The following is a 12,497-nucleotide window of genomic DNA, read 5'->3' on the forward strand; positions in this document are numbered from 1 at the left end:
GCTAGCCGCCCTGCATGACGGGCGCGAAGCCGTCGGCGAAGAGACGCAGCATCGCGGCGATGCCGAGATAGAGAAGGAACAGGCCGCCCATGATGAGGTAGGGCTGGGAAATGAAGTAGACCGGTATCTGCGGCGCCAGCTTGTTGACCATCCCGATCGCCACGTTGAACAGCAGGCCGTAGATCACGAAGGGGCTGGCGAGCCGGAGCATGATCATGAAGGTCTGACCGAGCGAATTGGTGAGCGTGATCAGCGTGCCCTGCGGGTCGAAGCCGGCGCCGATCGGCATCACCCGGTAGGACTGCGCGATCGCCTCGAAAATCACGTGGTGGAAATCCAGCATGAAGAGAATCATCAGCCCGGCAAAACCGATCATGCTGGTGAGCTGGTTTTCCGCCGTATCCTCCAGCACGTCCGCCGCCGGCGGCGAGCCGAACCCCATCAGCATGGTGATCGCGGTGCCGGCGAACTGCAGCCCGAGCACGTAGTAGCGCGCGACGAGCCCGATCACCGCGCCGACGGCGGTCTCGGTCGCGACGAGGTAGAGATAGTCGTGACCCTTGCCCGTCACCTGCGGATAGATGTCCGTCCACATGATCGGCAGGATGGCCATGGAGAGCGCCACCGCGATGAACAGCCGTATCTGCATGGGGACGCGCGCGGTCGAGAATCCCGGCATGATCATGACGCAGCCGCCGATCCGGCAGAAGGCCGCAAACAGCGCCAGAACCGTGCCCTCGGGGTCGGTGATCATGAAATCGAGCCGATGATCTTGATCTCGAGTCCCTTGGCGAGCTCGACATGCGAGAGCACGGGCAACGTGGCGAAGAGGCGTTCGATGATCATGCGCACATAAGACCGGGATTCGGGCGAACTTACCAGTACGAAGGGCATGCCGCGGTCGAGATGTTCACGGATTACCTTCGTCGCCTGCTCGCTGAACTCCTCGAGATGGCGCGGGTCGATATCGAACTCGACGATCTCACCCTTGGCGTCGCGCTTGAGCGCCTGGTGGAAGACCATGTCCCATTTGTTCCCAAGCCTCAGCACGCGCAGCACGCCATTGTCGGCGAGATCGCCGCAGAGCTGCTGCGACATGCGCACCCGCACATGTTCGACGATCTGCTCGGTCTTGCGCACATGCGGGGCGAGCTCCGCCACGGCTTCGAGGATCAGATGAAGATTGCGGATCGAGACGCGTTCGGCGAGCAGCAGTTTCAGCACCGCCTGCAGGCCGGAATAGGACATGTGCGAGGTACAGATCTCGTCCGCGAGCTTGCGGTATTCCGGGTCGAGCCGTTCGATCAGCACCTTCACGTCCTTGTAGGAGAGAAGCTGCGGAAGATTGTTGCGGATCACTTCGCTCAAATGCGTCAGCACCACCGATACGTTGTCGATCGGGTGGAAGCCTTCGCGCTTCAGGTCTTCCGTGAACGTCTCGAGGATCGACACCGCCGGCATGCCGAATGCCGGTTCCCGGATGTCGTCGCCAGGCACGCTCGGCCGCCGCCCGCCGCCGGTAACCACCAGCACTTCGCCCACGCGGACCGTGTTGGAGGCGATCGTGGTGCCGTGGATGCGGACATGATAGGCCTTGTCGGGGATGGTGATGTCGTCGGAGACCTTGATCTCCGGAACGACGAGGCCGTATTGGAGGGCGAACTTCCGGCGCATCTTGCCGACGCGGAAGGCAAGCTCCTGATGGGCGCCCAGCAGCCTGGTGGAGACCTGCTTGCCGAGCAGCAGCTCGATCTCCGCGGTCTTCAGCACCGATTTGACCGAATCCTTGTCGCTTTCCTTGCTCTGCTGCGCCTTCGCCGCCTCCTCGTCCCGCTTTGCCGCCTTCTCGGCCTCGATCTGCTTCGGAATGAACCAGCTGAGGAAGGCCATGCCGCCGCCAAGCGCCGCAAAGGGGAGGAAAGGCAGGCCGGGCGTGACGGAGAGCAGGACGATCAGCCCGGAGGCAACCATCAGCGCCCGGGGATAACCGCTGAGCTGGCCGACGACCGCCTGGTCGGTGGAACCGGCGGTGCCGCCGCGCGAGACGAGCAGGCCCGCGGCGAGCGACACGATCAGCGCCGGGATCTGGGAGACGAGACCGTCGCCGACGGAAAGCTTGACGAAGACATCGGCCGCCTCGCCGATCTCCATGTCATGCCGCAGATAGCCGATGATGATGCCGCCGAAGACGTTGATCGCGGTAATGATCAGGCCGGCGATCGCATCGCCGCGCACGAATTTGGACGCACCGTCCATCGCGCCGAAGAAGGAGCTCTCCTCCTCCAGTTCGCGGCGGCGGCGCTGCGCTTCCTTCTCGTCGATCAGGCCGGCCGAGAGGTCGGCATCGATCGACATCTGCTTGCCGGGGATCGCATCGAGGGTGAAGCGGGCGCCGACTTCGGCGATACGCGTGGCACCCTTGGTGATGACGATGAAGTTCACCGTGATCAGGATGAGGAAGACGATGAGACCGATCACGAAATCCCCGGACATGACGAGGCTGGCGAAACCGGAGATGACCCCGCCTGCGGCGCCATGGCCCTCATGCCCATGGGAAAGGATGACGCGCGTGGTGGCGATGTTCAGCGCCAGACGGATCATGGTCGAGATCAGCAGAATCGTCGGGAAAGACGAGAAATCGAGCGGCCGCTGGATCCAGAGCGCGACCATCAGGATCAGCACCGAGAAAGAAATGGAGAAGGCGAGCCCGAGATCGATCAGGAAGGGGGGAATAGGCAGGAACAGGATCGAAAGGATCATCACGATCCCGAGCGCAAAGCCGACGTCCCGGCTCTTGGGTGCAAGTTTCGGGATCGTCAGCGTCGCCTGTTGTGCCATGTCTCTTCCGTCTCTTCATGAGAGGCGGGCAGCGATCATAAGATCTGCCCAAGGGTATGGCAGAGTCCTAGAGGGCCAAGCTTGCGCGAAGGTGGTATGGGGTAGGCGGCGTTGTCGCCGATCTCTAAAACCCGCTTTGTATCCGCGAGAACACGATATCGGTGAAGATCGAAATCTGCGCGCCGACGAAGGGCGCGGAAATTGCGGCGGTGATCATCACCGCGAGAATCTTCGGCACGAATGTCAGCGTCATCTCCTGGACCTGGGTCAGGGCCTGGATGAAGGCGATGCCGACGCCGACCACCATTGCGGCGAGAACGGCAGGGCCCGAGGCCACGATCACTGTCCAGATCGCCGCCTGTACGATGTCGAGGGCATCTGCCTCATTCATGGGAACTCACTTCATTATGACGCCCGGACCGATGACGAGCTCCTTGCCCGTATCGAGCACCGCGATGATTCCATCGGAGTATAGTTTCACCTCCTTGACGACGCCAGTGGTCTTGCCGTCGGCGCTGGTGACCGTCCTGCCGATCACCGCGTCCGCCTCGCTGAGCGCGGTGCGCTGCAGCAGGCTCTCGAGGTTCTTGTTGGTCTTGATCGTCTGCTCCACCTGCGAGAAGGTCGCAAGCTGCGCGATCTGCTGCGTCGCGTCCATCGGCTGCGTCGGATCCTGGTTCTTCATCTGCGCCACGAGCAGCTTGAGGAAGCTCTCGTAGTTGAGCGTCGCCGCGCTGGCGTCGCCCGCCGAGTCCGTAGCGGAAACCGTGGGCGTGTAGCTGTTGGACGTGTTGTTGACGCCGCTTACCGCCATGGCGCGATCTCCTTGCGTATCTGTTCCACCGTCGCAGGCGTCAGTTCCTGCGCGTTGAGTATCTGGTCCTCGATCGGATAAAGCCCCCGGATCGCCTTCAGTGCCTCGAAGGCCCGGCCCTGCGTGACCAGCCCGTCGATGCGCTTGAGTTCGGCCAGCACCTCGTCGTGCTTGAAGCAGTTGAGCAGCATCACGATCGACTTGCGGAACATCGCGGTCGACTGGTCCGCGCCTTCCGGATTGATCAGGATCATCTGGGCGATGAAATAGAGCTGCCGCAGCGGTGTCGTCGCATCTTCGGGCTGCAGGACGTGGTTTTCCAGGAGGAAGGTCACGTCGTTCAGGAATTCGATCGCGACCTTGCGGTCGACGCGCAGCACTGCGCCGTTTACAAAGATCCTTTCGCCCGATTTCAGCGAAATACGCAGTGTGCTCTTCATTTCAGTCCATCCCTGATGATGGTGGTTATGTCGATTATGCCCTGGAAGTTGGAAGACTCGCGTTTGCGGATCTTCTCCGTCTCGTTCAGAATCCAGATTCCGATCGAGATGAGGTTGGCGCGCAGCTCTTCGTTGAGCTGGTTGTCCGGCGCGCGCAGATCTTCGATGAACCGGATCCAGAGACGCCGGGTGAAGTAGACCGCTTCGATCGCTTCCCGGGTGTATCCGTCCTTTTCCTTCGCCGCCTGCAAGAGCGCGATGGAACGATCGAGAACCTGCTTCTCCCGATCCTTGGAAACGGCTACGCCTTCCTCCATGATCTCGGCGTATGCAAACTGATACATTCAGACATCCCTCATGCTTGTCCGCATCCTCTAGTCATTAGAGGAAGTCTATCAAACTCAACCGCTGGATCCGCGCCGTCAGCGTGTAGGAGGTCTCTACCTGCGTCAGCAGCGTGTTCATCCGTGTCGAAGCCTCGTAGGTGTCGACGCCTTCGAGATCGGTAATATGTGTGTTGATCAGCTTGATCTGGGCTTGAAGGGAGGTATTCGCCTTTTTCACGCGCGCTTCGGAAATACCGAGAGTGCTGCGCTCCGCCGTGATCTGCGTATTGGCCTGCTCGACATAGCCGAGCGCGGCCTCGCCGATATAGGCACGGACTTCGGAACTGACATTTTCGTCCATCAGTTCCAGCGCGATCACGCTGGCGAGAGCGAATTTCCGGAAGCCTTCCGTCGTCGCATTGGTGGAGCTCTGCACCACTTCCGTCGTGCTGATGCGGCTCGTCATGTTCTGGCTCGAGGCCTTGGACCAATCGGCAGCCCATTGCGCATCGCTTGCATAAAGCGGCTCGAGCGTGTTGGTGATGAAGTCCTCCATCTCCGCCTTCGTGAAATCGCTCATGGAGGCAATGCCGTTCGCCGACATGTAGGTGGCGAGCGCGGTGTCGAAGGTCGACTTCGCCGCGGCGTTATAGTCGTCGAAGGGCCTCACGTCGGTGTTGATGCCGGCGAAGAGAAATTCGCCGTTGAAGGACAGGTTCGCCGCCGACGAAAAGGCCGACATGGCGCTCTGTATTTCGGTCTTCTGGATTGCGAGCTGATCGGCGGCATCATTGCCCTTGAAGGTGACGAGGGTGTTGCGCACCTGCTGCGCCGCCTCGGCCATCGCGGAGAGGGCGGATTGCGAGGCGGCAAGCCGCTGGGTGACGACGGAATTGGTATCGACGAGCGTACCGAGCCGCGCGAGCTCGCGCTGCAGGCTCACGGACCGCGCCGCCGAGGAACCGAGCGCCAGCCCGACATCGGCGTGGCGGCCGGTCGTCACCTCCGTCTGCAGCTTCAGAAGTTCAGCCTGCCCCTGCTGGATGGTCAGCCGCATGGCGTTCTGAACGGCCAGGTTCGAAACGAAGGACGTCTTCATGATTACCTCACGGCTTCGAGAAGCGACGCCATCATGGCGTCGACGGTGCTGATCAACTTGGCCGAGGCCTTGTAGGACTGCTCCAGGTCGAGAAGCAGCGACAGTTCCTCGTCGATGCTCACCCCGGTCACGCTGCCGAGCGCCTCCTGCGTGCGGGCCAGCAGCGCCGCCTTGTTGTCATCGGCCGTGGAGGCGCCGCTGCGTATCTGCTCGAACCAGCCGATGGAAGACGCGGCGAATTCCATGATCGAGCTCGTGGCGTCGACCCCGGTCGCGCCGTCGAACGCCATGTCGCCGTCCATCGCAGTGACGAAACCGTCGAGCAGGACCGTATAACCGGCATTGCCGTCCGGGTTCGAAACGACGCCGTTGAAGCCGCCGTCGCGCAGGAGGAAGGGATTGGCCTTCGCCGCGGGATTGACCGAAAGGCTCGCGGCGAGCCCCGGCTGGACGGCGCCGGCGGCCGGTACGGTTCCGCCCGACCAGGTGAAGAGTCCCGGCAGGCCGCCTTCCTTGAACAGGGTGACGAGGCCGCGCGCCATCTCGTCGAGCTGCGACTGGAACGTCGGAGCGATGTCGTCGCGCAGCTGAAGCAGGCCCGCGAGCTTGCCCTGGGCACTGGTGTCGGCGCCGCTGCCGGCAGCGAGCGGCACGCCGTCGATGAATATGCCGTTGCCGGTGACAGTAGCATCGTAAGCGCTCTTCGGCGCAAACGTGACCTCTCTCGGAAGCGTCTCGAACAGGACGGTGCCGCCCGAGGTGTAGATGACGGTATCGTTGTTTGCCCGCGTGACGGTGGAGATACCGACAAGCTCCGATACCTGCTTCAGGATCTTGTCGCGATCGTCGAGCGCAGCGGTCGCGTCCGTTCCGGCAGCCGTCGCCTGCTTGACGGCATTGTTCGCCGTCTCGAACTGCGCGAGAAGGCGGTTCAGATTGGCGACCTCCTCGGCGATTTTCTTGTCCGAGTCGAGACGAAGGTCCTGAACGGCGGCCGACGTCTTGCTGATCGAGTTGGCAAGATCCGATGCATCCGACACCACGGTGGCGGCGATCGTCGCATTGCCGGGCGTCGACGCGAAAGTCTGCAGGCTGTTGCGGAAGGCCGAGAGATAGGTGGAGGGCGACGACTCGTAGTCATTGCCGCCGAGCGCCGATTTCATGATCTCAAGCCCGGACAGAAGGCTGCTCTGCGCGGAGGACTGCGAGATGCCGATCAGGTTCTGCTTGAGGAGCGCCTCGTTCTGCGCCCGATAGATCGATACGATCTGGGCGCCGCCCGGGGTGGTCCCGAGCATCGCCATGCGGCGCGAGTAGTCCGCATTGCCGGAATTGGCAATGTTCTTCGAGACCGTGGCGGTTTGTTGCGCCGTGGTGCTGAACGCGGATTGCGCAATGGCGATTGCAGAAGACAGCGACATGCCGGGGACCGTTTTCTCAGGGCACTCCCGGGAAGAGCCCGTAATGGGCCTTACGTCCGGAAGTGCGTAGTTTCGAAGTTGGAATTACCGCTTCAGATTGACGAGAACTTCGAGCAGTTCCGAACCGGTCTGGAACACCTTGGAGTTTGCCGTGTAGTTGCGCTGCGACTCGATCATCGCCGTCAGTTCCTCGGCGATATCGACATTCGAGCTTTCGAGCGCGCCGGAGAGGATTTCGCCGAAATCGCCCGAGCCGGCGAAGCCGGTGATGATGACGCCGGAGTCGACGCCCTGCGAATAGACGTTACCGGATTCCGGCTTCAGCTTGTCCGGGCTCTGGACATTGGCGAGCGCGATGCGATAGCGCGGATCGAGCTTGCCGTTCTCGTATTTGACGTAGACGATGCCGTCGGAGTCGATCTGGTAACCGGCAACCTTGCTCGGTGCGTTGCCGTCGATATTGCCGCCGTCGGCGTTGAAGGCGTAGCCGAGCTGCGTGGTCTTCGTCAGATCGATAGTCAGGGCCGAGAGGTTCGCGCCGGTGCCGGGAAGGGCCGTCATCGCCGATGTCGTCAATGTGGCAGGGGTCGCGGTAAGGGATCCGTCCGCGTTGAAGTTCAGCGTCTGTGTGCCGAGGACCGTTGACGACGTCCGGTCGACGACCTCGACGGACCACGCATTCGCCCCGGTCTTCTCGTAGTTGAAATCCAGAATGCGGGTATTGCCCTGGCTGTCATAGACGACGAGCGAAGTGGTGGAAACATCGCCCACGGCAGCGCCCGAGGGCAGGTTCGCGCCCATGGAGCCCTTGGTCGAACCGGTCGCGATAAGCCCATCCGAAGCGAGATTGACCCTGGTCAGGCCATCGAAACCGTTGACGACGACCGTCGGGTCGACGCCGGCCTCGTATTCGTAGCCCATCAGAGTGAAGCCGGAGGCATTGACCAGATTGCCTTCGCTGTCCGGAACGAAGGAGCCGGCGCGGGTCAGATATTCCTGGCCGTTGGCGCCTTCGACGATGAAGAAGCCACCGCCGTCGATCGCCAGGTCGCTGGCCGAGGTGGTGAAGGTCGTCGCTCCCTGCTGCGAGATGCTGTAGCGCACCTCCGTCTGCACGCCGCCGGAATTATAGGATCCGTTGCCCGATGGCAGGATCATCGATGAGAATTCCGTCGACGCGCGCTTGTAGCCGGTGGTGTTGGCGTTCGCGATGTTCTCGGCGACTGTGCTGAGCCGGTTGGACTGGGCGTTCATGCCGGACACGCCCGTTCTCATGGTACCGTAGAGACTCATATCGGATCCTCATTTCCTTGTTGCGGCGACACTAGGGACCGGGCCTTGCGTGAACCTGTCTTGAGCTGTCCTCGCCCTGCCCTTCGGCGCTCAATTCCAGTCGATGCAGTAGCCAAGGAAACGCTTGGAATCGATCGGGTCGAAGCCGAGCTTCTTGCGCAGTTTCTTGCGCAGCTTGCTGATGTGGCTTTCGACGACATTCTCTTCGACGTCCTCGTCGAAGATGCCGTAGATCGCGTTGAATATCTGCGACTTGGACACCCGGCGCCCGCGGTTGGCGACGAGATATTCGAGGATACGTCGTTCGCGACGGGGAAGCGCGAAGACTTCGCCGTTGATCTCCGGATCGCGCCCGTCGGCAAAAACGCGGATGGGACCGATATCCGTGAAGTTGGCGATGGCCGTCAAACGCCGGCGGATCGCTGCGACGCGTGCGAGGATTTCCCTCGGATGCACCGGCTTGCGGACCACGTCGTCGACACCGCAGTCGAAGAGCGCAAGCGTGTTTTCCAGCGACGGCGTGTCGCTCATGGCGATGACCGGCGCACGGGAGCGATCCCGGATTGCGCGCGGCAGGGTCAAAGTGCTCTCCCCCTGCCCGATTAGGAAGGCTTCAACAGCGTCGATATCGGAATCGGCGGCGGAGCTTACCCACTCGCCGAACTCCCTCGGATCGAAGCCCGTCGAGGGAATGCCCTCGCGGCCGAACAGGGACGCGTAGCCGTCCTTCACAAGAGCTCTATCATCAACCACCACGATCATTCGCCCGCCTCCGAATCAGTATGGATGCCACATTGATACAGAGGTACGAATCCCGGGAATCGGGAACAACTAGAAGAAGTTAATGGGGGATTTTAATAGTTGATTAAGAATTGCGTGCCGATTTGGCCTATATCTAGTAGGTGATCGTTAACCTTACCACTAACATGATGTTGAAAAGTTAACGCGAGATGCTGAAATCGCTTGCGATCACAATCTGTCCGCATTGTCGCCACAATGAGACAGCCGCTGCGGTAATGCAACCGCAAGTCGGTCATCGGCAAAACTGCTGCGCGTTCGGCGTCCACTTGCCATAGCCGGTCGCGACCAGGTTTGCGATGACGCGGCAGACGTATTTCTTCTGCGCCGGGTCGTTGTTGGGGCCGGCGTGATAGCGAGCGACCGCCATCGTCCAACTCTCGTGCCGGGCGCGCAGATCGGACAGGAAGCGGGCGGCATATTCGACATTCCTGCGCGGGTCGAGCATCTCCTCGGGAGAGCTGAAATGTTCGCCGTGAAAGTGGTAGTTGATCTGCATGCAGCCGAGATCGATGAGCTTGGCGCCCTCGGCACGCGCCGCGCCGAAACGCGTGAGGACATCCTGGACGCTTTGCCCGAAATAGGCCTTGCCTTCGATGTTCATCGCATAGGGCTGCAGGGATCCCTTTCGGCCCGTCTCGGTCAATCCGACGGAATAGAGAATCCCGGTCGGGACGCCGTATTTGGAGGCGGCGGATGCGATCTCGCGTTCGCAGACGCCTGCGCTCGCAAGGGCGCTACATGTAGACGTGGCCAGCGCGAGAACGCTCAGCACCGTCAGGCACATCGTCCGTAGCATCATTGCCCGCCCACCTTTCCGTCGCCGCCCGGCCGCCATCCCGCGGCTGACGCCCCTGGCCATCATCACCTGCCCGCTCGCGGCCCTCGTAACCGAGCTGTGCCTGAGCCTGGGACTGTCCGCCGCCGCCACTTGCGGAATCTCCGCCGCCGTTGAAGACGATGTTCACCTGGTCGACCGCAAATCCTTGCGCCCGCAGGGCCTTCACCATTTCGCTCTGATCGTCGCGCAACTGGCGGAAGGCCTCACCGGTTTCGACCTTCAGATCGACCTGCAGCTCGTCGTCCTTCAGCCTCAGCGTCGCCGTCACCATGCCGAGGTCGACCGGGTGCATCTGGATCTTCAGCGTATTGAGCGTCTTGCCGGCCTGGCTCCAGGCTTCGGGCTTCGTCGTCGCGGCGCTCGACTGCAATGCCTCGGCCCATCCGCTATCGCCGGCGATCGCGGTCGTCACCGACGTGGCGTTCTCGTTGACCGCAAGGCCGAGATAGCGGCGCGCCTCCAGGACGGTTACGGTCTCCACTCCGGGTTTGACCGACGATCGGCTGTTCTCCACGACGGCCCGCTCGCCATCCCGGGAAATGCTCATGGAAACGGCCTGCCCCTTGCCGTCGGCACGGGCGAAGCGGAAAAGCCGATCCGGCTCGCTGCCGCCGGTCCCCTCCCCGGTCTGCGGATGCTCGCCGTCCGGCACGTCCGGAGATATGCCGCCTACAGCCTTTGCCGGACCGTCGGAGCCGTCTCGAACCGCCGAGGCGGGCTTTGCCCTGCCTTCCGGCTGCGAAGCCGCAGCCACCGCCGGTGCGGCGCCTGTAAGCATCGACAGGAGATCGGAGACGGTTCCGCTGGCAGGGTCGCCGTTCTCTCCGCCTTCCCTCGCCGTCACGCCCGACGCTTCATCTACGGAGTCGCGCGAGGTCTGCACCGTCTCGCGCGAGCGGACCACCGCCCGCTCCGCCGGCTGGGCGATTTCCTCTCCGCCATCCTCGCGGCCCTGCGACAGATGGCGCGTCCCGGCGGGGTGGCTGTGCTGCAATCGTTTCGCCGCCTGGTCCCGTGTGATGATCGCGCGCTCGTAGGCGGGTCGAGCGTCGGGCGAGGCAGCATCCGCCGTGGATGCCGGAACGTCCGCGCCAAAGCCGTCGGCCTTCGACACCGCCGAGGCGTTACCGCCGTTCGCGACGGAGTCCCGTCGCGCGTCATCCGCAGATGTCTGGCCGCCTTGCCCCTGCGTCCTGCGGCGGCCTGCATCGGCGATCGCCTCGCCGAACGCTCCGGACTCCGCCTCCGGCTGACCCCGAACACTCAGCGACTGTGCCGGCCTGCTGGCGGCGGATGTGCGCAAATTCTCGTCAAGAGGCCTCATTGTCCTTCCCCCTTCAGCAGCGCATCGATCTCGTCGATCTTCGAACGACCGCTGGCAAGAAAGCCGTCGAGAGCCGGATCGTCTGAAGCGGCGACATCGGCTTCGGCCGTCATCTCGGATGGCCTGCCGGGCGACGCCTCGACCGGCTGGCCGAATGGGCTCATGCCGCTTCCGCTTTCCTCCGCAGCCAACTCGCTTTGCTCCCCGGCCGGTCTTTCCGCTATAGGCGCGGGTGCTTGCGCCGGGCTTTCTCCCAATGGTGGCCGGACCACCGCATCGGCAACGGCCTTGGCCGCCTCGCGCAGAGCGCGGTCGCGCGGCGACAGCTTTTCGTCGGGGATCGCTTCGAGGGCTTCGGCGGCCGAAAAGACATCCGCGGACGGCACGGCCGCCAGCCCCTCGTAGAAGCTCGCAAGCACCTGCGATCGGGAACTGTCATCCCCTGCCAGTTCCTCGGCGCGCCTGGACGCCAGCCGCGCCAGGGCCTGGTTGCCGGCAATCGCGGCGCGGCGCGCCACCCTGAGATAGACCTCGCGCTGGCGGGCGCTATCCATGAAGGAGAGTATCTCCGAGACGCGCCCGTCGGCCGCCTCGTCGAAATGGGCGACCGCCAGCTCGACGAAGACTTCGGCAAACTGGCTCGCATAGGGTGACGTCAGGTAGCGCCGCGCGTAGTTCAGCGCATAGCGAAAGCCCTTTTCGGGAAGGCCGGCCTGCGCCGCCAGCGAGACCGAACGGCGAAGGGCAGCCTCCTCGATTATGGTGCCCGGTGCCGTCAGGCGCGCCCAATCGTAATGTTTCATCGCCTCGATCGGATCCTGCTGCGACATGGCGTTGCCGAGGATCAGGAACAGATACGGGCCGATGCGTGAGTTCTTGTATTCCGGAGCAGCCTTGGTGAGATTCTCGACGATCAGAGGGCCCTTGCCGTTCAGATATTGCCTGAGCGCATCGGTTACCCGGGAATCGAAATTGCCCTCGATGTCGCGATCGGCCAGAAGGTCGAGCGTCGCCGGATTGCCGCCGCTCATGACATAGACGAGAGCCGCATCGACGTTGCGCGGATCGCGAAACGCCGAATGGTCGGCGGCTCTCAGCCGCTCGTCGATCGCGCCGAGCATGAAGCGCTGCATCTCGATCGCCGAATGGTCGCCGAGCACCACCGAATCCTGCACATATTGCAGCGACCTTATCATCTTGTAAGGCGTGAGCTCTTCCGTCCCGTTCGCGCGGGCGATGCCGAGCGCGAGGGGAGCGGCAAGGGCCGATGCCGCAAGAATCGTGCAGAGCCGCTTCAGCATTT

13 protein-coding genes are annotated in these 12,497 nt (G+C 62.7%); all 13 read right to left on the reverse strand.

What is annotated here, in order from left to right; translation table 11 throughout:
* Position 1 precedes the first annotated feature (1 nt).
* Positions 2 to 754, reverse strand: coding sequence for a flagellar biosynthetic protein FliR (gene fliR, locus M1D34_RS12330; protein ID WP_003529853.1), 753 nt, complete (start codon positions 752 to 754; stop codon positions 2 to 4).
* A complete protein-coding gene (gene flhA / locus M1D34_RS12335; protein ID WP_003529855.1) occupies positions 751 to 2,838 on the reverse strand; it encodes a flagellar biosynthesis protein FlhA in 2,088 nt (695 codons plus the stop codon). The genes fliR and flhA overlap by 4 nt, the downstream gene beginning before the upstream one ends.
* Before the next feature lie 124 nt (positions 2,839 to 2,962).
* Positions 2,963 to 3,229: a flagellar biosynthetic protein FliQ gene (locus M1D34_RS12340; RefSeq protein ID WP_003529857.1), complete on the reverse strand. Its 267-nt coding sequence runs from the start codon at positions 3,227 to 3,229 to the stop codon at positions 2,963 to 2,965.
* A 6-nt stretch (positions 3,230 to 3,235) separates the two neighbouring features.
* On the reverse strand, positions 3,236 to 3,652 hold the full coding sequence (flgD, locus tag M1D34_RS12345; protein ID WP_003529859.1) for a flagellar hook assembly protein FlgD: 417 nt from the start codon (positions 3,650 to 3,652) through the stop codon (positions 3,236 to 3,238).
* Positions 3,643 to 4,092, reverse strand: a complete 450-nt coding sequence (gene flbT, locus M1D34_RS12350) for a flagellar biosynthesis repressor FlbT (protein ID WP_003529861.1) — start codon at positions 4,090 to 4,092, stop codon at positions 3,643 to 3,645. The genes flgD and flbT overlap by 10 nt, the downstream gene beginning before the upstream one ends.
* The gene (gene flaF / locus M1D34_RS12355) at positions 4,089 to 4,436 is read right to left on the reverse strand and encodes a flagellar biosynthesis regulator FlaF (RefSeq protein WP_003529863.1); all 348 of its coding nucleotides are present in this window, start codon (positions 4,434 to 4,436) and stop codon (positions 4,089 to 4,091) included. The genes flbT and flaF overlap by 4 nt, the downstream gene beginning before the upstream one ends.
* A 37-nt stretch (positions 4,437 to 4,473) precedes the next feature.
* The gene (locus tag M1D34_RS12360) at positions 4,474 to 5,517 is read right to left on the reverse strand and encodes a flagellar hook-associated family protein (protein ID WP_028011706.1); all 1,044 of its coding nucleotides are present in this window, start codon (positions 5,515 to 5,517) and stop codon (positions 4,474 to 4,476) included.
* A gap of 2 nt (positions 5,518 to 5,519) precedes the next feature.
* Positions 5,520 to 6,938, reverse strand: a complete 1,419-nt coding sequence (gene flgK / locus M1D34_RS12365) for a flagellar hook-associated protein FlgK (protein WP_498779236.1) — start codon at positions 6,936 to 6,938, stop codon at positions 5,520 to 5,522.
* A gap of 84 nt (positions 6,939 to 7,022) precedes the next feature.
* Entirely contained in the window at positions 7,023 to 8,231 is a 1,209-nt protein-coding gene (locus M1D34_RS12370; protein WP_014529020.1) for a flagellar hook protein FlgE, read from the reverse strand.
* 90 nt (positions 8,232 to 8,321) lie between these two features.
* Complete coding sequence (rem, locus tag M1D34_RS12375) at positions 8,322 to 8,993, reverse strand: transcriptional activator Rem (RefSeq protein WP_003529872.1); 672 nt, start codon at positions 8,991 to 8,993, stop codon at positions 8,322 to 8,324.
* A 271-nt stretch (positions 8,994 to 9,264) separates the two neighbouring features.
* Positions 9,265 to 9,816, reverse strand: a complete 552-nt coding sequence (locus M1D34_RS12380; RefSeq protein WP_498781725.1) for a transglycosylase SLT domain-containing protein — start codon at positions 9,814 to 9,816, stop codon at positions 9,265 to 9,267.
* Positions 9,767 to 11,194 carry a flagellar hook-length control protein FliK gene (fliK, locus tag M1D34_RS12385; RefSeq protein WP_498779238.1) on the reverse strand — a complete coding sequence of 476 codons (1,428 nt, stop codon included), beginning with the start codon at positions 11,192 to 11,194 and terminating at the stop codon, positions 9,767 to 9,769. The genes M1D34_RS12380 and fliK overlap by 50 nt, the downstream gene beginning before the upstream one ends.
* Entirely contained in the window at positions 11,191 to 12,495 is a 1,305-nt protein-coding gene (motC, locus tag M1D34_RS12390) for a chemotaxis protein MotC (protein ID WP_498779240.1), read from the reverse strand. Before motC ends, fliK begins: the two co-directional genes overlap by 4 nt.
* Between the last annotated feature and the right edge of the window lie 2 nt (positions 12,496 to 12,497).

It is taken from the genome of Ensifer sp. D2-11 (genome assembly GCF_054161295.1).